The 17,994-nt window shown below is 60.3% G+C and carries 22 protein-coding genes; 7 read left to right on the top strand and 15 right to left on the bottom strand.

Translation table 11 applies throughout. The features are described from left to right. Nucleotides 1–2: 2 nt before the first annotated feature. The 10 genes from era to folK all read right to left on the bottom strand — a co-directional run bounded on the left by era (nucleotide 3) and on the right by folK (nucleotide 8,614). Nucleotides 3–911, bottom strand: a complete 909-nt coding sequence (gene era, locus B8991_RS03595) for a GTPase Era (RefSeq protein WP_084350457.1) — start codon at nucleotides 909–911, stop codon at nucleotides 3–5. A gap of 16 nt (nucleotides 912–927) precedes the next feature. Beyond that, nucleotides 928–1,830 carry a DMT family transporter gene (locus B8991_RS03590; RefSeq protein WP_084350456.1) on the bottom strand — a complete coding sequence of 301 codons (903 nt, stop codon included), beginning with the start codon at nucleotides 1,828–1,830 and terminating at the stop codon, nucleotides 928–930. 27 nt (nucleotides 1,831–1,857) lie between these two features. Beyond that, nucleotides 1,858–2,532, bottom strand: coding sequence for a ribonuclease III (gene rnc / locus B8991_RS03585; RefSeq protein ID WP_084350455.1), 675 nt, complete (start codon nucleotides 2,530–2,532; stop codon nucleotides 1,858–1,860). Then, nucleotides 2,529–3,377, bottom strand: coding sequence for a signal peptidase I (gene lepB, locus B8991_RS03580; protein ID WP_084350454.1), 849 nt, complete (start codon nucleotides 3,375–3,377; stop codon nucleotides 2,529–2,531). Before lepB ends, rnc begins: the two co-directional genes overlap by 4 nt. A 100-nt stretch (nucleotides 3,378–3,477) precedes the next feature. Then, on the bottom strand, nucleotides 3,478–3,915 hold the full coding sequence (gene acpS / locus B8991_RS03575; protein WP_084350453.1) for a holo-ACP synthase: 438 nt from the start codon (nucleotides 3,913–3,915) through the stop codon (nucleotides 3,478–3,480). Between the two features lie 76 nt (nucleotides 3,916–3,991). Next, nucleotides 3,992–4,741 carry a pyridoxine 5'-phosphate synthase gene (locus tag B8991_RS03570; RefSeq protein WP_084350452.1) on the bottom strand — a complete coding sequence of 250 codons (750 nt, stop codon included), beginning with the start codon at nucleotides 4,739–4,741 and terminating at the stop codon, nucleotides 3,992–3,994. 34 nt (nucleotides 4,742–4,775) lie between these two features. Next, nucleotides 4,776–5,438: a DUF2062 domain-containing protein gene (locus B8991_RS03565; RefSeq protein ID WP_084350451.1), complete on the bottom strand. Its 663-nt coding sequence runs from the start codon at nucleotides 5,436–5,438 to the stop codon at nucleotides 4,776–4,778. A 15-nt stretch (nucleotides 5,439–5,453) separates the two neighbouring features. Next, a complete protein-coding gene (locus B8991_RS03560) occupies nucleotides 5,454–7,595 on the bottom strand; it encodes a RelA/SpoT family protein (protein ID WP_084350450.1) in 2,142 nt (713 codons plus the stop codon). Between the two features lie 35 nt (nucleotides 7,596–7,630). Then, on the bottom strand, nucleotides 7,631–7,984 hold the full coding sequence (rpoZ, locus tag B8991_RS03555) for a DNA-directed RNA polymerase subunit omega (RefSeq protein ID WP_084350449.1): 354 nt from the start codon (nucleotides 7,982–7,984) through the stop codon (nucleotides 7,631–7,633). A gap of 78 nt (nucleotides 7,985–8,062) precedes the next feature. Continuing rightward, nucleotides 8,063–8,614 (bottom strand): 2-amino-4-hydroxy-6-hydroxymethyldihydropteridine diphosphokinase, encoded by a 552-nt coding sequence (gene folK, locus B8991_RS03550; RefSeq protein ID WP_235866533.1) that lies wholly within the window; start codon nucleotides 8,612–8,614, stop codon nucleotides 8,063–8,065. A 159-nt stretch (nucleotides 8,615–8,773) separates the two neighbouring features. Between folK and B8991_RS03545 the strand changes: the two genes are divergently transcribed. The 5 genes from B8991_RS03545 to B8991_RS03525 all read left to right on the top strand — a co-directional run bounded on the left by B8991_RS03545 (nucleotide 8,774) and on the right by B8991_RS03525 (nucleotide 12,221). Continuing rightward, nucleotides 8,774–9,346 carry a LabA-like NYN domain-containing protein gene (locus B8991_RS03545; RefSeq protein ID WP_084350447.1) on the top strand — a complete coding sequence of 191 codons (573 nt, stop codon included), beginning with the start codon at nucleotides 8,774–8,776 and terminating at the stop codon, nucleotides 9,344–9,346. Nucleotides 9,347–9,487: 141 nt separating this feature from the next. Continuing rightward, nucleotides 9,488–10,438: a 4-hydroxy-3-methylbut-2-enyl diphosphate reductase gene (gene ispH / locus B8991_RS03540; protein ID WP_084350446.1), complete on the top strand. Its 951-nt coding sequence runs from the start codon at nucleotides 9,488–9,490 to the stop codon at nucleotides 10,436–10,438. 100 nt (nucleotides 10,439–10,538) lie between these two features. Further along, entirely contained in the window at nucleotides 10,539–11,132 is a 594-nt protein-coding gene (locus B8991_RS03535; protein WP_084350445.1) for a class I SAM-dependent DNA methyltransferase, read from the top strand. Continuing rightward, nucleotides 11,125–11,601: a ribonuclease HI gene (gene rnhA / locus B8991_RS03530; protein WP_084350444.1), complete on the top strand. Its 477-nt coding sequence runs from the start codon at nucleotides 11,125–11,127 to the stop codon at nucleotides 11,599–11,601. Before B8991_RS03535 ends, rnhA begins: the two co-directional genes overlap by 8 nt. Then, on the top strand, nucleotides 11,598–12,221 hold the full coding sequence (locus B8991_RS03525; RefSeq protein WP_084350443.1) for a trimeric intracellular cation channel family protein: 624 nt from the start codon (nucleotides 11,598–11,600) through the stop codon (nucleotides 12,219–12,221). The genes rnhA and B8991_RS03525 overlap by 4 nt, the downstream gene beginning before the upstream one ends. A gap of 96 nt (nucleotides 12,222–12,317) precedes the next feature. Here the strand turns inward: B8991_RS03525 and B8991_RS03520 are convergent, their stop codons facing one another. From B8991_RS03520 to def (B8991_RS03505), 4 genes are all read right to left on the bottom strand, one after another. Next, nucleotides 12,318–12,554: a hypothetical protein gene (locus B8991_RS03520; RefSeq protein ID WP_084350442.1), complete on the bottom strand. Its 237-nt coding sequence runs from the start codon at nucleotides 12,552–12,554 to the stop codon at nucleotides 12,318–12,320. A 5-nt stretch (nucleotides 12,555–12,559) separates the two neighbouring features. Further along, nucleotides 12,560–13,471, bottom strand: a complete 912-nt coding sequence (gene fmt / locus B8991_RS03515; RefSeq protein ID WP_084350441.1) for a methionyl-tRNA formyltransferase — start codon at nucleotides 13,469–13,471, stop codon at nucleotides 12,560–12,562. A 78-nt stretch (nucleotides 13,472–13,549) separates the two neighbouring features. Then, complete coding sequence (gene def / locus B8991_RS03510) at nucleotides 13,550–14,047, bottom strand: peptide deformylase (protein ID WP_084350440.1); 498 nt, start codon at nucleotides 14,045–14,047, stop codon at nucleotides 13,550–13,552. Further along, nucleotides 14,044–14,562, bottom strand: coding sequence for a peptide deformylase (gene def, locus B8991_RS03505; RefSeq protein ID WP_084351113.1), 519 nt, complete (start codon nucleotides 14,560–14,562; stop codon nucleotides 14,044–14,046). Before def (B8991_RS03505) ends, def (B8991_RS03510) begins: the two co-directional genes overlap by 4 nt. Before the next feature lie 126 nt (nucleotides 14,563–14,688). On the opposite strand from def (B8991_RS03505), the gene B8991_RS03500 reads away from it, so the two are divergent. Next, entirely contained in the window at nucleotides 14,689–15,867 is a 1,179-nt protein-coding gene (locus B8991_RS03500; protein ID WP_084350439.1) for a MalY/PatB family protein, read from the top strand. 174 nt (nucleotides 15,868–16,041) lie between these two features. Beyond that, on the top strand, nucleotides 16,042–17,031 hold the full coding sequence (locus B8991_RS03495) for a glutathione S-transferase family protein (RefSeq protein ID WP_084350438.1): 990 nt from the start codon (nucleotides 16,042–16,044) through the stop codon (nucleotides 17,029–17,031). Here the strand turns inward: B8991_RS03495 and B8991_RS03490 are convergent. After that, nucleotides 17,028–17,396, bottom strand: coding sequence for a response regulator transcription factor (locus B8991_RS03490; RefSeq protein WP_084350437.1), 369 nt, complete (start codon nucleotides 17,394–17,396; stop codon nucleotides 17,028–17,030). The two genes, B8991_RS03495 and B8991_RS03490, sit on opposite strands and share 4 nt — an antisense overlap. Nucleotides 17,397–17,994: the final 598 nt, after the last annotated feature.

The raw sequence follows: 17,994 nt of genomic DNA, 5'->3' as shown, positions 1-17,994 counted from the left end.
GATCAGGCGTTGCCGTCGCGGAAATTCAGCCCCATCTCGGAATAGCGCTCGGCCTCTTCCAGCCATTTCTCGCGCACCTTGACTTGCAGAAACAGGTGAACGCGACGGCCGAGGAATTCTTCCAGCTCTTCGCGTGACGCCTTGGACACGGCCTTGATGGTCTCGCCTTTGTGGCCCAGCAGGATGCCCTTGTGGCCGTCTCGGGCGACATAGATGATCTGGTCGATACGCGCCGTACCGTCGGGACGCTCTTGCCAGTTCTCGGTTTCGACCGTCAACTGATAGGGCAATTCCTGATGCATACGAAGCGTCAGCTTTTCGCGGGTGATCTCGGCGGCGATCATGCGCATCGGCAGATCAGCGATCTGATCCTCGGGGTAAAACCATGTGCCTTCGGGCAGTTCCGCGCCCAGCCAGGCCTTCAGATCCGCGCAGCCAAACCCCTTTTCGGCGGAAATCATGAAGGTATTGGCAAAGGCAAACCTGTCGTTCAGTTCCTTGGACAGCGCCAGAAGCACGTCGGATTTGACCCGGTCGATCTTGTTGATCGCCAGTGCAATGTGGCCGTCCTGTCCGATCTCTGCCAGACGTTCCAGGATGGCTTCGACGCCGGGCGTGATGCCGCGATGCGCCTCGACCAGAAGCACGACGATATCGGCATCCGCAGCACCGCCCCACGCGGCGGCAACCATGGCGCGGTCCAGCCGTCTGCGCGGACGGAACATGCCGGGTGTATCGACCAGCACGATCTGGGCGTCCCCTTCCATCGCCACGCCGCGGATACGCGCGCGCGTGGTCTGGACCTTGTGGGTCACGATGCTGACCTTGGCGCCGACCAATTGGTTGGTCAGCGTCGATTTGCCCGCATTGGGCTCTCCGATCAGGGCGACGAATCCGGCGCGTGTGGTCATTGGGGTTCCTTGGCTATCAAGACAGGCGATGTAGCGCAGAGTCGGGCTTCGCGCCAGCCCTGCGATCACGCAACAGCGAAAAGATCCCTGCGCCGACAATCAGCGCAGCGCCCGACAGCGTCATCGCGTCGGGCCGTTCGCCGAACAGCGTGTAGGCGAGGATCAGCGCGACGATCAGCCGGGAATAGCGGAAGGGCGCGATCACGCCGACCTCTCCGGTGCGCATGGCGTAGGTCATGGCCGTATAGCCAAGCACGCCCGACACAGCCGTGCCGCAGATCAACAATGCGGCACCCGGCGCGGGCAGCGCAGGCATTCCGGGCTCAAAGCACAGGATGACCACCCCCGCCAGCGAAACGACGGCAAATCCCAGCACCCCAAGCTGTGCCGCGTGAACGGTTGCGGGCGCGGTGCGGGTGGCCAGATCGCGGCCCGCAAAGCCGACCATGCCAAGCAGGGCGAAGATCGCGTTTGCCTCGATCCCCGAAGGCGAGGGGCGCACGATCAGCAGAACCCCGACGAAGCCCACCGCCATGGCCGCCCAGCGACGCGGGCCAATGCGTTCGCCCAAGACGAACACCGCGCCAAGCATCACCACAAGCGGTGCCGCCTGTAGGATGGCCGAGGTGGTTGAAAGCGGCGTGTAGGCGAGGCTGAGCGCAAAGAACAAGCGGCCGACGATCTCGAACCCGGTGCGGATCATCAGGCCAGCTTTCAGATACGCGGTGGTCCAGACCGGCACACCCTGCGCCTTCGCATAGACGGCGTATAGCACCATCGCCAGAAGGCCGAATTGCAGCGTTGCCATGCCAGCGGTGATTCCGCCTGTCCCGGTCGCCGCCTTGAAGAATGCGTCCTCGATGCCGAATCCCAGCATCGCGAAGATCATCAACAGACTGCCGCGCAGGTTGTCACTCATGGCTGCGCCGCGAGAGGCAGGTAGCGCTCACGCCAGACCGTCCAGCAAGGTTCTGGCTGCGGCCTGTTCGGCTTGCCGCTTTGACGGTGCCGTTGCTTCGGCACTGGTGCCATCGGCCAGCGACGCGCGGATGGTGAATTCCGGGGCATGATCGGGGCCGGTGCGGGCGGTTTCCTCGTAGCGGGGCGGGGGCATGCCGCGTGCCTGCGCCCATTCCTGAAGCGAGGTTTTGGGGTCGCGAGCGTCTTCGTCAACGGTGTCGATGCGGTCGCCCCAGAGCCGCAGGATCATTGCGCGTGCCGCCTCGACCCCAGCATCAAGGTAGACAGCCGCGATCACCGCTTCCATCGCATCGCCCAGCAGCGCCTGTTTGCGCCGCCCACCGGAAAGCTGTTCCGAGCGCCCAAGTTTCAGCGCGGCACCCAGATCTATCTGGCGCGCGACGTCTGCGCAGGCCTCTTTGCGCACCAGCGCATTATAGCGCGGCGCAAGCTGGCCCTCGCTGGCGGTTTTGTCGCCGGCCAGCAGGGTTTCGGCCATCACCAGACCCAGCACCCGGTCGCCGAGAAATTCTAGCCGCTGATTGTCACCACGGGCAGACGAGATAGAGCCATGCGTAACCGCACGGATCAGCAGTTCGGGGTCGGAAAACTCATGCCCGAGACGGCCTTGAAGGGCCTTTAGGTCGGCTGACAGTTTCACTCGACCCTCTTGAAGTAACGATCGCTCCGCCAGGTCCAGAAAAACAGCATCGACCGCCCGGAGGACGAGAACATGATGCGGTCAGCACGCCCGACGATGTTTTCGTAAGGCACAAAGCCCACACCACCCACTTGCTGAGGCACACGGCTGTCAGAGGAATTGTCGCGGTTGTCACCCATGAAGAAATAAAAGCCCTCGGGGACAGTGTAGACCGGCGTGTTGTCGGAATTCTGCATGGCGATGTTCAGGATGTCGTGGCTGACGCCGTTGGGCAGCGTCTCGGTAAAGCGCGATTTGGTGCACAGTCCACCCGTGCCAACGGGGCCGTTTTCGCAGCGCGGGCGCAGCCGCTGGGGGCCTTGCGGCTCTGCGATTTCCTCGAACGTGCCTGCAGGTTCCAGTTTCACCGGCTCGCCGTTGATCTGCAACACGCCTGCCTTGACCTGGATCTTGTCGCCCGGCAGACCGGTCAGCCGTTTGATGAAGTCGCGCCCTGTCACCGGGTGACGGAAAACCACCACATCGCCGCGTTCCGGCGCGCCGGCCATGAACCGTTCGCCGCCCTTGGACGGATCGCCGGATTTCATCCAGCCGCAAATATCCTCGGCGTCGATATTGATGCCGATCGCGGGGATCAGGACCGTCGGGCAGGACGCGTAGGAATACCCATAGGCCATCTTGTTGACGAACAGGAAGTCGCCGATCAGAAGCGTGTCCTTCATTGACCCGGACGGGATCCAGAAGGGCTGAAAGAACAGGGTGCGAAAGACACCGGCTATCAGCAGGGCATAGACGATGGTCTTGATCGTCTCGATAATGGAATTACCCTGTTTGGCTTCGGCCATGATGGTCTCCGATCTAGGTGGGTCTGGCGCTACATGAGGGGGCAGGCGAAGGGTGTCAAGCGGCCATGCCCTGCCGCGCCGGGGCTTGCGCGCTGTAGCGTCATGGCTTGGGTGGTGGAGCGCTGATATGAACCCCGGCTGCGACTGGCCGGGCCTCGATCACGACAAAAGCCTGCGCCCAAGGGTGATCGTCCGTCAGGGTGACGTGAATGATCGCCTCATGTTCCGCAGGCGTCATCTGGGCCAGCCGTTCGGCGGCCCATCCGGTGACTTGCATGACGGGCTGGCCGGTCGCGAGGTTGCTGACTGCCATGTCCTTCCACGCGATCCCCATGCGCAGCCCGGTGCCAAGCGCCTTCGAACAGGCCTCTTTTGCAGCCCAGCGTTTGGCATAGGTGCCCGCCGTATCGGCCCGCCGCTCTGCCTTGCGCTGCTCTGTCTGCGTGAAGACACGATTGCGAAACCGGTCGCCGAACCGGTCCAGCGTGCCCTGTATGCGGTCGATATTCGCCAGATCAGTGCCAATGCCGAGGATCATCCGGCACGCACGAGCCTGACATCTGGGCTTTTTGATCGGCCTTGCCAAACGCCGACAAAGAAAATCCCGGCACTTTTCACGCGCGTGCCTCATCCATCAGGCGGCGCATTTCGGCAATGGCCGGGGTCAGGCCGCGAAAGATTGCCTCGCCGATCAGGAAGTGACCGATATTCAACTCCATCACTTCCGGAAAGGCCGCGACGGGTTTGACCGTGTCATAGGTCAAGCCGTGCCCGGCGTGGACCTCTAGGCCCAGAGAATGCGCCAGGGTGGACATTTCGCGCATACGCTCCAACTCCGTTGTGCAATCGTCCATGCGTCCCTCTGCATGGGCATCGCAATACGCACCTGTATGCAATTCGATCACCTGAGCGCCGATCCGGTGCGCGGCCTCGATCTGGCGCTGGTCGGCGGCGATGAAGATGGACACGCGGCAACCGGCCTCGCGCAGAGGAGCGATGAAATGCGCCAGCCGGTTTTCCTCGCGCGCGACTTCCAGCCCGCCCTCGGTGGTCTTTTCCTCGCGCTTTTCCGGCACGATGCAGACGGCATGCGGACGGTGACGCAGGGCGATGCGCTGCATTTCGTCAGTGGCGGCCATTTCAAAGTTCAGCGGCACGGTCAGCACGTCCATCAGCCCGTCGATATCGGCGTCTGAAATGTGTCGACGATCCTCGCGCAGATGCGCCGTGATGCCGTCGGCACCTGCGTCTTCTGCCAGTTTCGCCGCCCGAAGCGGGTCGGGATAGCCGCCGCCGCGTGCATTCCTTACGGTCGCGACATGATCAATATTCACGCCAAGACGGAGTTTGTCCAATTGCGGCATGACAGAGTTCCTTTCAGGTGCTTTTCGTCGGACCTTATTCGCCTTTTGCAGCCTCGTCAGCCTTGGCCGCCGCTTTTTTTCGCAAGCTCTCCAACTTGGCGCGCAGTTTGCTGGTGCGGCGTTTCTGATAGGCCCGGATCACCGGAACGGACAGGTAATAGGCCACCAACCCGGCGCAGATGCCCGGCAGGATGCCCCCGATCAGGTAGGGAAAGAAAATGTCATCGTAGAATCGCAACAGGTTGTGCCAGTCGGCAGTCTTGTCGCTGAACACGGCCACCAGATTGTTCTTTAGATCGGCGGCAGCGCCCACGAATTTACGGCCCAGCCATTCGTGATCTGCACTGGCCGGATGATGGCGATTGCCAAGCAGAAAGTTGCCGGTCTTCAATGAAATCACGGCGATCGGCAGATAGGTCAGCGGATTGCCGAAAAACGTGCCAAGCAAAGCGGCAAGGATATTGCCGCGCACGGTCAGGGCCAGCAGCGTCGCGACGACAAAATGCATCCCGTAAAATGGCGTGAATGTCGTCAGGACCCCGGCAAAAATGCCGCGCGCGATTTTTTCAGGGGAATCTGGCAGGCGGCGCAGGCGATGCTTGACATATTGCGCGGCACGGCCCCACCCGCCACGAGGCCAAAGACCTTCGAGTGCGATCTTCCAGATCGGCCGTCTGTCGCGCCGCTTGAAGACCAAGCCTTGTCCTTTCGTTCACTCCGCCGCGCTGTCCTGCGCAATGCTCAGGGCTGTCTCCCGACGCCGCGAAATCGCCGCGACATCGCTTTCCGCCGCCAAAGCGGTGACGACGGAATGCAGATGTTCGGCATCGCGCAGATCCACACCAATCAGAAGACGGTAAAAATCCGGTTTGCGATCGACAAATTGCATGTCAGAGATATTGGCCTTCTGTTCGCCGATCAATGTGCAAATCCGACCGAGCACACCCGCGTCATTGCCTATCGTCAGTTCCAGCGTCGCCGTGTAGGCCGCCGGATGGCTGCCAGAGTGCCAATGCAGGTCAAGCCAGCGGTCAGGCTGATCTTCGTAAGAGGCCAGCGTCGGGCAATCAATGGAATGCACGACCACCCCTTTGCCGCGTTGGGTCAACCCGACAATCCGTTCGCCGGGCAGGGGTTGGCAACAGGGCGCACGTTCAAAACTTTGGCCCGGCGCAAGGCCGATGACGGCACGCTTCGGCTCGATGCTTTCGCCTTCCTTGGGGGCCAGGTCGGGATAAACGGCCTGAACCACGGCCCGCACCGACAGTTCCGCGCTGCCCAGGCGGGCCAGCAAGGTCTGCCGGTCCTCAAGCCGCAATGTGCGCGCGGCGGTTTCCAGAACCTTGTCATTGGCCTTCTTGCCGACATGCTCAAACCCCGAACGAGCCAGTTCGCGCCCCAGCTTGATGAACCGCTCCCGGTCAACCTCGCGCAGCGCCCGGCGAATCGCCGATTTGGCCTTGCCGGTGATGGCGATCTCCAGCCAGGTGGCTTGCGGCACCTGTCCTTCGGCGGTGATGATCTCGACCGACTGGCCGTTTTTCAGCCGCGTCCACATCGGCACCCGCAACCCGTCCACCTTGGCACCCACGCAGGCAGAGCCGATGCGGGTGTGGATCGCATAGGCGAAATCCAGAGGCGTGGCCCCGCGGGGCAGTTTGACCACGTCCCCCTTGGGGGTGAAGCAGAAAACCTGGTCGGAATACATCTCCAGCTTCACGGCTTCGAGAAACTCGTCGTGATCCTCTTCGGCGTTGAACTGTTCGGTGAGCGAGGAAATCCACTTCGCCGGGTCTACCGCAAACGGGTTTTCCGAGCGTACGCCGTCGCGGTAGGACCAATGCGCCGCCACCCCGGTTTCGGCCACGTCATGCATCTGCCGGGTGCGGATCTGCACCTCGACCCGTTTGCCGTCGCGCCCCGACACGGTGGTGTGGATCGACCGGTAGCCGTTGGTCTTGGGTTGACTGATATAGTCCTTGAACCGTCCCGGCACCGCACGCCAGCGCTGATGGATCGCGCCAAGCGCGCCGTAGCAGTCGGTTTCAGACCGTGTGATGATGCGAAAGCCGTAGATGTCCGAGAGGCGGGAAAACCCCATCTCTTTTTCCTGCATCTTGCGCCAGATTGAGTACGGCTTTTTCGCGCGGCCATAAACTGTGGCATCAATGCCGACTTTTTCCAGCTCCTTGCGCATGTCGCCGGTTATCCGGTGCACGACGTCGCCGGTTTCTCTTTGCAAGGTTATGAAGCGGCGGATGATGCTGGCGCGGCCTTCGGGGTTGAGCACGCGGAATGCCAGATCTTCAAGCTCTTCGCGCATCCATTGCATGCCCATCCGACCGGCCAGCGGCGCATAGATGTCCATGGTCTCGCGCGCTTTTTGGACCTGCTTTTCCGGGCGCATCGCCTTTATCGTGCGCATATTGTGCAAACGGTCGGCCAGCTTGACCAGGATCACCCGAAGATCCTTGGACATCGCCATGAACAGTTTGCGAAAATTCTCGGCCTGCTGGGTCTCTGTCGAAGAAAGTTGAAGGTTGGTCAACTTTGTCACGCCATCCACCAACATCGCGATTTCGTCGCCAAACTGCTGCGAGATTTCGGAATAGGTGGATTTGGTGTCCTCGATCGTATCATGCAGCAAGGCTGTGATGATCGTGGCATCGTCAAGCTGCTGCTCTGTCAGAATGGCGGCAACGGCGACGGGATGGGTGAAATACGGCTCGCCAGAGCGGCGCATCTGGCCGTCATGCATCCGGCGGCCATAGTCATAGGCCGCCCGGATCAGTTTTTCGTTGGTCTTGGGATTATAGTTATGAACCAGCGCGATCAGGTCTTCTGCCGGGATCATTCCCCTATCCTCATCCCCTGGTCGCTTGCGCGAGATCAGCCCTGACCTTGGGCTTCCATCAATGCGCGCAACAACTTTTCTTCGGACAGGTCGTCATCGGCCGGTTTGTCAGCTTCAGCACCCATCAGAAGCGCCATGGCGTCATCTTCAGGCTCATCGACCTCGATCTGGGTCTGGTTGGATTCGATCAGACGCTCGCGCAGTTCGTCAGCGGATTGGGTCTCGTCCGCGATCTCGCGCAGCGCAACAACCGGGTTCTTGTCGTTGTCGCGGTCCACGGTTATCGCCCCGCCAGAGGAGATTTCGCGCGCCCGGTGGGATGCAAGCATCACCAACTCGAAACGGTTCGGTACCTTGTCTACGCAGTCTTCGACGGTCACGCGGGCCATTAAACTCTCCGTGGTTTTTCATATCACCTAGGCAAGCGGTGTATGTAATGGGGCAAATCACGATTGACAAGCCGGGATTCAAAGCGCGACCACCTCGCGCCGCATGTTTTCCGGCAGATCCGCGCAAAGTTCTGCGACGGATCGTCCCAGAACGGGGTGTCGCCAGTCGGGTGCCACGTCGCAAAGCGGGACCAGTACGAATGCACGATCCTGAAGGCGCGGATGCGGGAGAATCAGGGTGTCAGGCGCGTCGCGCCGCTGTGCGGCTTCGTCCAGATTGCGCCACTGATCAAAAGTCGCGCGGTTAGGCCGAATGATAGCGCCTGCGGCCAGCAGGTCCAGATCCAGAGTGCGCATTCCCCAGCGTGTCTTGCGCGATCGGCCAAATTCCGCCTCAATCGCGTGTAGGTTGTGCAGTTCTCCGCTTATGGATTTCCCGGCCGCGCGCAATACCAAAGCGGCGTTCACATAATCCGGACCGGCACCTTTTGGAAAGCAGGGCGTTGCATAAAAGCGACTGATAGCCCTGATCTGCCTTCCCGAATTTGCGATCGCGTTTACAGAGGCGGCGACGGTTTCCGTAGCGTTACCATATTGCGAACCCAGATTTGACCCTACGGCAATCAGCAATTCTTGATCGGTTTCATATATTTTGCTATTCTTAACGTCAGGTCTTCGGGCTTGAAGCATTCGTATAAATCCTTAAATTCTAGGTTATCCGGTTTTGTCTGGAATTCCACTCACACTCCACCATGCAGGCAAGACCTAAAATTATCGGAAGGACATTTTATGTTTTACAAAGACGAACGGCTTGCGCTGTTCATCGATGGATCGAACCTGTACGCTGCGGCAAAGGCGCTTGGGTTCGACATCGATTACAAGCTCTTGCGACAAGAGTTCGTGCGTCGGGGAAAGATGCTTCGGGCATTTTACTATACCGCGCTTCTGGAAAATGACGAATACTCACCCATTCGCCCTCTGGTTGATTGGCTTCACTATAATGGCTTCACGATGGTGACCAAGTCTGCCAAGGAATATACTGACAGTCAGGGCCGTCGGAAAGTCAAAGGCAATATGGATGTCGAGCTTGCAGTCGATGCCATGGAACTTGCCCCGCGTGTCGATCACATTGTGTTGTTCTCTGGCGATGGTGATTTCCGTCCGCTCATTGAAAGCTTGCAACGTCAGGGCGTTCGCGTTTCGGTCGTTTCGACGATCCGCAGCCAGCCGCCGATGATCGCCGATGAACTGCGCCGTCAGGCCGACAACTTCATCGAACTCGATGAGTTGAAAGAGGTTATCGGGCGTCCGCCTCGTGAGCACCCGGCCGAACGCAGCTTTGAAGTTGCCAGCAGCAGCTGATCAGCGGAATTTTCGCTGATCGAATTGGCAAATTTGCGACGCAAGCGGCGACCGGGCGGTCGCCGTCTTGCATTTGCGGCGTTGCAGGCTCTGGACGATATGCCTTGCGCGCCTTACCTGTTGCGATGACAGGAGACGCACATGACCAAACCGACCCTCACCTTATGTCTGGCCGCCCCTCGCGGATTCTGCGCCGGTGTCGATCGTGCGATCAAGATCGTCGAGATGGCACTGGAGAAATGGGGCGCGCCGGTCTTCGTTCGTCATGAAATCGTGCATAACAAGTTCGTCGTCGACGGATTGCGTGCCAAGGGCGCGGTGTTTGTAGAAGAGCTGGACCAGTGTCCCGGTGACCGACCGGTGATTTTTTCCGCGCATGGTGTACCAAAGGCGATTCCGGCAGAGGCCGCGCGCCGCGAGATGGTTTTCGTTGATGCCACCTGTCCGCTGGTCTCGAAGGTGCATATGGAGGCGCAACGCCATGCCGATAACGGCCTCCAGATGATCATGATCGGCCATGACGGCCACCCGGAAACCGTAGGCACGATCGGGCAGTTGCCGCCTGGTGAGGTCTTGCTGGTCGAAACCGAGGAGGATGTCGCCCATGTCGAAGTGCGTGATCCTGACCGGCTGGCCTTTGTCACGCAAACCACTCTGTCGGTCGATGATACGGCGGGGATTGTCGCGGCGTTGAAGACGCGGTTTCCGAATATCGTCGGCCCGCATAAGGAAGACATTTGCTACGCCACGACCAACCGGCAAGAGGCGGTCAAGGCCATGGCCCCTCAGGTCGATGCCATACTGGTGGTCGGCGCGCCGAATTCGTCAAACTCGCAGCGTCTGGTCGAGGTTGGTCGCAAGGCGGGCTGCGGCTATTCGCAACTGGTCCAGCGCGCCACGGATATTGACTGGCGCGCGTTGGATGGCGCGCAGGCCGTGGGCATCACGGCTGGTGCCTCTGCGCCCGAAGTGCTGATCGACGAGGTTATCAACGCCTTCCAAGATCGGTTCGACGTAACGCTGTGCACGATCGAGACCGCGACAGAAGACGTCGAGTTCAAGGTTCCGCGCGTTCTGCGCGAACCGGCATAAGCGCGCCGGAGCCGACAGGCATGTCCGCCCCTGCCAGCAACCGCTCAATCCCCACATCCGCGCTGGTCGCCATCGCCTGCCTTGCAGTCGCGGTAGTCTTGTGACCGACGACAAGACCCTCGGCGTGTATGATGAGAAGGCGGGCGATTACGCGCGACTGATGGACCACGACACCATAGCGCCGACCGCGCTGAACAAGTTCCTTTCGGCTTTGCCCGAGCGTGGTACTGTCCTGGATCTGGGCTGCGGCCCGGGCAGTTGGGCGCGCTACATGGTCAAGGCGGGCTTCCGGGTGGACGCGATAGATGCAAGCGCCGGAATGGTCGAGAAGGCCTCTGCGATAGAGGGGTTGAACGTCTGGCAAGCGGATTTCAGCGATATACAGGACGTCGCGAAATATGATGGGATCTGGGCAAACTTCAGCCTCCTGCACGCCCGGCGTGCGGAAATGCCCGCGCATCTGGCTCGGTTGAAAACGGCCCTCAGGTCCGACGGTCGGCTACATCTTGGCCTGAAGGAAGGCACCGGTGAGGCGCGCGACAGTCTTGGCCGTTTCTACACATACTACACGGTCGCCGAAATCCGCGACTTGCTTGCGCGAATCGGGCTTTCTGTCAGCGATCTGCGAACCGGGGCCGATAAAGGGCTTGACGGCACGGTCGCGGCTTGGTTCACCCTGACCGCTCATGGCTGAGCTTTTTGCATATACAGATGGCGCGTGCAGCGGAAACCCCGGACCGGGCGGCTGGGGTGTGTTGATGCGCGCCATGGCGGGCGACGAGATCGTCAAGGAACGCGAGTTGCAAGGCGGCGAGGCCGACACCACCAACAACCGGATGGAGCTTTTGGCCGCGATCAACGCGCTTGAAGCCTTGGGTCGTCCGAGCGGCATCACGATCATCACCGACTCTGCCTATGTGAAAAACGGTGTCACAACCTGGATTCACGGCTGGAAACGCAACGGCTGGAAAACGGCGGCGAAGAAACCGGTGAAGAATGTCGAGTTATGGCAGCGGCTGGACGAGGCACAGGCCCGGCATGACGTGATCTGGAAATGGGTCAAGGGCCATGCGGGCCACCCCGAAAACGAGCGCGCAGACGAACTGGCCCGCGCCGGAATGGCACCTTTCAAGGCATCCCGATCAGGCAAGGCCGGCGCGTGAGCCTGCTTGCCCTGCTCGATTACGCCTCGGTGCTGGTCTTTGCCCTGACCGGTGCGCTGGTTGCCAGCCGGGCGCAGCTCGACATCGTTGGGTTTGCCTTTCTGGCCTGCCTGACGGCGGTCGGGGGCGGGACGATCCGCGATGTTCTTCTGCTGCGCGACCCGGTGTTCTGGATCGGCACCCCCACCTATATCGGCATAGCTGTGCTGGCCGCCATCGTGGTGTTTTTTGGCGCGCATTTTCTGGAAAGTCGTTACCGCGCCTTGCTCTGGGTTGATGCCTGCGCGCTGGCAATCGCGGTTGCAGCGGGCACCGGCGTGGCGATGGCCATGGCTCAAACACCACTGGTCGTGGTCTTGATGGGCATGATCACCGGCTGCATGGGCGGGCTCATGCGCGATGTGGTCTGCAACGAGGTGCCGCTGGTCCTGAAGGCGGGCGAACTGTATGTGACGGCCGCGTTTGCCGGATCCGTCGCGGCCGTGGTCGTCGACACGTTGATCGGAACGGAATGGATTGTCCTCGCGGCCTGCGCAGGGCTGACACTGGCATTGCGGGCAGGCTCGCTCGCGTTCGGCTGGCGATTGCCGGTCTACCGCAGCCGCCCGCCGCGCGTGTGACGGCTCGGGGTGATGCCCCTGAACGATTCATACCTGACAGTGCCCGAACAAATCGTCACATCCAGCGTCGGATGTCGGTCGAGCCTTTCGCGCCGCCTATCTGCGCCAATGCGTCGGAACGATAATCAACGCCCCGATCGAGGACGCAAGCGCATTCAGCCCCGGCGACCCGAACCCGATTCCGAACATCAACCGGACGAAATAGGCCAGAAACGCACCGCCGATACAGATGATGATGCTTTGCACAATGCCATTGCGGGTAAAGCCCGTGCGTTCGGACAGATAGCCGACGATCCCGGCGATGACCACCGTACCGATGAGGGTTGGAAACATGCGGCTCAGCCTCCTAACTGTGCACCTTTGGGGATGGGATTTCCGCGCAGAAAGGTCTCTGCATCCTGCGCCCCCTTGCCAGCCCGCTGCGCGCGGGTGATGCGCACCGCGCCTGTGCCGCAAGCCACTGTAAACGCGTCGTCAAGCACGGTTCCCGGAGGGCCGCTGCCAGGTGCCAGCGCGGCTCCCAGCAGCTTGATCCGCGCGCCATCAGCGAGTGTCCAGGCACCGGGAAACGGCGACAATCCCCTGATCTGTCGGCTGACCTCCACGGCAGCGCGCGTCCAGTCAACCGCAGCCTCCGCCTTGTCGATCTTGGCGGCATAGGTCACCCCTTCATCGGATTGCGCATGCGGTGTCAGGCTGGGCAGCACGTCCAGCGCCTCGACAATCGCTTCGGCACCAATAGCTGACAAACGGTCATGCAGCACGCCCGTCGTTTCTTCGGCGCCAATGGCCGTGGCACGGCGCAGCAGGACCGGGCCGGTGTCCAGCCCGGCCTCCATCTGCATGATGCAAACGCCGGTCTCGGCATCCCCGGCCATGATCGCGCGGTGGATGGGCGCGGCCCCCCGCCAGCGCGGCAAAAGCGACGCGTGGATGTTCAGACAGCCAAGCCGGGGCGCGTCCAGTACCGCCTGCGGCAAGATCAGACCATAGGCCACCACCACCGCAATATCTGCGTCAAGCGCCGCAAGTGCCGCCTGCGCCTCCTCGGACTTCAGACTGACCGGGTGGCGCACTTCCAGCCCCATCGCGTCGGCGCGGGCATGAACGGGCGTCGGACGATCCTTCTTACCGCGCCCGGCAGGGCGGGGCGGCTGGCAGTAAACACAGACGATCTCATGCCCTGCAGAAACCAATGCCTCCAGCACCGGAACCGAAAAATCGGGCGATCCCATGAATACGATCCGCAACCTGATCCCTCCTTCTTCTTGGCAAAAATACTTCGGGGGTGCGGGGGCTGGCCCCCGCTCCTGGATCGGTATGTCAGATCAACGCCCGAACTTGCGCGCCTTGCGTAGCAAAACGTCCCGCTTCACCTTGCTCAGGTGATCGAAATACATCCGGCCGTTCAGGTGGTCGATCTGGTGCTGCACCGAGGTTGCCCAAAGCCCGACGAAATCCTTTTCCTCAATCTCGCCGTCCGCATTCAAAAACCGCACCGTCACCGCGCGGGGCCGGGTGATCCTGGCCGAAACACCCGGCAGGTTCGGGCTGGCTTCCTCGTGATCGCGACCTCGGGCGGATGCGTGCAACACTTCGGGATTTGCCATGCGCACGGCCTGACCGCGCGCCTCGGACGCATCAACCACGGCCAGTTGCAGCATCACGCCGATCTGCGGCGCGCCAAGGCCCACACCGGGCATTGCGTCCATCGTGTCGATCATGTCCTGCCAATGGGCACGGGTCTCGTCCGTGATGGCATCCACAGGGGCGACCGGGGTCCGCAAACGCTTGTCAGGCCAGGGCAGGCAGCGCCGAACGGTCACGCCCGCGCCTTCTCTCGCTTCAGCTTCTGCATCTTGCGGGTGATCATCTGACGGCGCAGGGGCTTGAGATAGTCGATGAACAGCTTGCCATTAAGATGATCGATCTCATGCTGCACGCATGTCGCCCACAGCCCGTCGAAATCCTGCTCCTGCGGGTTGCCGTCACGGTCCAGCCAGCCAATGCGCACGTCGCGCGGGCGTTCGACATCGGCATATTGATCCGGGATCGACAGGCACCCTTCCTCATAGACGTTCAACTCGTCCGAAACCGCCAGCACCTCGGGGTTGAACATCACCATGGGTCGGGCGGGTGCGGCCTCGTCCTTGACACAGTCCAGCACGATCAGCCGGTCCAGCACACCCACCTGCGGCGCCGCCAGGCCGATGCCCGGCGCGTCATACATGGTTTCCAGCATGTCATCGGCAAGGGCGCGCAACTCGTCCGAAATATCGGCAACGGGCGCGCAGGTCTTCTTCAGACGCGGATCGGGATGGATGAGAATGGGCCGTTTCATGGCAATCATTTAGGCGATGCGTCGCAAAGGCGCAATATCCGGTGCTTGTACTCGGTCAGCAATAAGATAGCGTCCCTGACGTTGCGCGCAGCACAGTTACCGGTACATGCCAGACAGGAGCCGTCCATGCCTTCCGAATTCGACCGCCTGATTGATCGTCGTGGAACCCATTCGTCGAAATGGGACGCGATGGAGCCGCTTTTCGGGGTTTCGCCAAAAGACGGCCTGGCGATGTGGACGGCAGATTCGGACTATCCGACAGCCCCCTGCGTGATCGAAGCGGTCCGGGCCGCGGCCGATCTGGGGATTTTCGGCTATTTCGCGGATCCCGGTGCATATAAGGCCGCGATCTGCTGGTGGATGGCAACGCGCCACAACTGGCAGATAGAGCCGGACTGGATCCTTACCTCTGCCGGGCTGGGCAATGCGATCGGGCTTTGCCTTGATGTCTATACAGATCCCGGTGACGGGGTGGTGATCTTCTCGCCGGTCTATCACGAGTTTTCCGGCAAGATCCGCAGGGCGGGGCGCGAGGTCGTGGAAATTCCGCTGATCCTTGACGGGGACCGCTACCAGATTGATCTGGACGCGGCGCAGGCCCAGCTGACCGGTGCCGAGAAGATGCTGATCTGGTGTTCGCCGCAAAACCCCTCTGGCCGGATCTGGACCGGGGATGAACTGCGCGCCGTGGCGGAATTTGCCCGCGCCAATGATCTGGTGCTTGTCTCGGACGAGGTGCATCACGATCTGATCATGCCGGGCAATATCTTTGTGCCCATGGATGTAGCCGCGCCAGAGATACGCGACCGCCTGATCGTGCTGACGGCGTCCTCCAAGACGTTCAACATTGCCGGACAAAAGACGGGCAACATGATCATCCCCGATGCGATGCTGCGCGCGGCAATGGAAAAACGGATGCGGGCGCTGGATCTGGGCCCCAACCGTCTGGGGCTGGAGATGGTGACCGCCGCCTATACGTCGGCAGGAGCCGATTGGGTCGACGCGCAAGTGGCGCATATTGATCGCAACCGGCAGGATTTCGACGAGGCGATCAATGCCATCCCCGGCGTGCGGTCACTGCCGCTGCAATCGACTTACCTGGCCTGGGTGGATTTTTCCGGCACCGGAATGACCTATGCAGAGGTCGAGGCCCGCGTGAAAGGCACTGCCCGCATCGCTGCCAGCCCCGGTCCGGATTTCGGGCAGGGCGGCGAGACGTTCCTGCGCTTCAACCTCGCAACCCAGCATGCCCGCGTGTCCGAAGCAGGAACGCGTTTGCAGGAGGCGTTTGCGGATCTCCAGTAGCCTCGTCCAACGCATGCGGCGTCATGTCCAGGATCTGCTGGGCCGGGACATTTTTGCGGTGTTCCTGCGCGTCACGTTCATATTCGCACATGCTTTGCGCGGCTTTCGCTCTTCATCCACTCTCCGAAAGTTCTATCTGTTGAATGGACGATGAATTGATATGGAGTAGACAGCATGGGTTTGTTGGTTGACGGAAAATGGCAAGACAAGTGGTACGACACTGAGTCCACAGGTGGCAAGTTTGAACGATCGGAAGCAAGCTTTCGCAACTGGATCACCGCCGACGGAAGCGCCGGACCTTCAGGCGAAGGCGGATTCGAAGCGGCATCCGGGCGTTATCATCTTTATGTCTCCCATGCCTGCCCATGGGCGCATCGCGCGCTGATCTTCCGCGCCATCAAGGACCTGACGGATCACATCATTGTCAGCGTCGTGCATCCCGACATGCTGTCCGACGGCTGGGAGTTGAAGGATGATTTTCCGGGCGCGACGGGCGACACGCTGTATGGGCTGCGCTTCCTCCGCGACGTTTATCTGAAGGCGAAGCCCGATATGACCGGGCGCGTGACGGTGCCGATCCTGTGGGACAAGCAGCGCGAAACCATCGTGTCGAATGAAAGTGCCGAAATCATCCGCATGTTCAACAGCGCCTTCAACGATGTGACCGGCAACCATGATGACTATTGGCCGGAAGATCTGCGCGACGCGATAGAGCCGGTGAATGCGCGCATTTACGATACGGTCAACAATGGCGTCTACAAGGCCGGTTTCGCGACCAGCCAAGAGGCGTATGACGAGGCCGTGCATCCGCTTTTCGACAGTCTGGACTGGATCGAGGACATCCTGTCGCGCAACCGTTATCTGACGGGCGACCGTCTTACCGAAGCGGATTGGCGGCTTTTCACCACGATGGTTCGCTTCGACAAGGTCTACCACACGCATTTCAAATGCAATTTGCGGCAGATCGTCGATTACCCGAACCTGTGGGCCTATGTCAGAGAACTGTATCAGTGGCCGGGCGTCGCAGAGACCGTACATTTTGATCATATCGTGCGGCATTACTATTACAGCCACGACACCATCAATCCGCACCGGATCGTGCCGATCACGCCGGATCCGGATTTTATGGCACCGCAAGATCGCGAAAGACTGAACGCTGCTTAGATCGGCTCGTGACGACCGTAATGCTCGACCATCGCCGCCAGATCATCTGGCGGCGTTTCGCTCTGAACGAAGGCGCAGGCATTCGAGCAGTGTTGGAAAATAGATCCGTCGGAAAAGAAAGATGTGTTGGTCACAAAAATCGCCTTTGCCCCCGGCTGGCGATAGCTTGCAAAATCGGCAATCGCCATGGCGCTGCCATCTTTCAGCACCAGATCCAGCACAAGCACGTCAAAAACAGTAGCCCGCAACAGTGACACCGCGTCATCTTGCGACGTCACCAGCCAGACCTGTGCACCCAATCGTTCAAGATGGCTTTTCCAGATTTTACCAAGCTCTGCCCGGCTCTCAACAATAAGAACATTCATTCACAATCTCCGGCACAATGCCCGCGCCGCCTTTGCGGGTAATCTGAAAGGTTTGATCATAACAAAAAGTTAACGTCTGCGTAATCTTGATGGAGGAAGCGTAAATCCGCCTAATGATACCGTAGAAATACAGCATTATGTAAAATGGCACGACCTCGCATTTGTATCAACATATCCGTTGCATCTGTCTGCAACGGGCCGACATCATGCTTAATGACAGGTCGAAGGCATGAATTTCGGTGCAGATGCTATACTCGCCCGCAGTTACTAACGTCGGATTCTTGTCGACCTCAGGTCTCACCGGTGTCCGCTGCCGCGAAGTTCGCAAACCGCGTCGCCGCATTTTCAGTCGTGAAGAGCAGTATATCAGCCGTGAGCGAAATTCCGCGCGTCTTTTAATGAAGCGACGGGAACGAGGCGTAAATGGTGTGCAACCCCGAAGCGATTGCCCGGTGTCTGCCTGTCGAAATAAAAATAACATATTGATTTAAAATATAGAAATAGACAATTTCCAGAGATCTATCGTCGCCTCGGTGTTGCCAATAGAAAGAAGATCAGCTCTGAAAAGCACGCGAACAATGCTTGGTTGTCGCTTCGC

This window comes from Primorskyibacter flagellatus, assembly GCF_900176485.1.
In the GTDB taxonomy this organism is placed as follows: domain Bacteria; phylum Pseudomonadota; class Alphaproteobacteria; order Rhodobacterales; family Rhodobacteraceae; genus Primorskyibacter; species Primorskyibacter flagellatus.
This window is presented reverse-complemented; position numbering and strand designations above follow the sequence as displayed.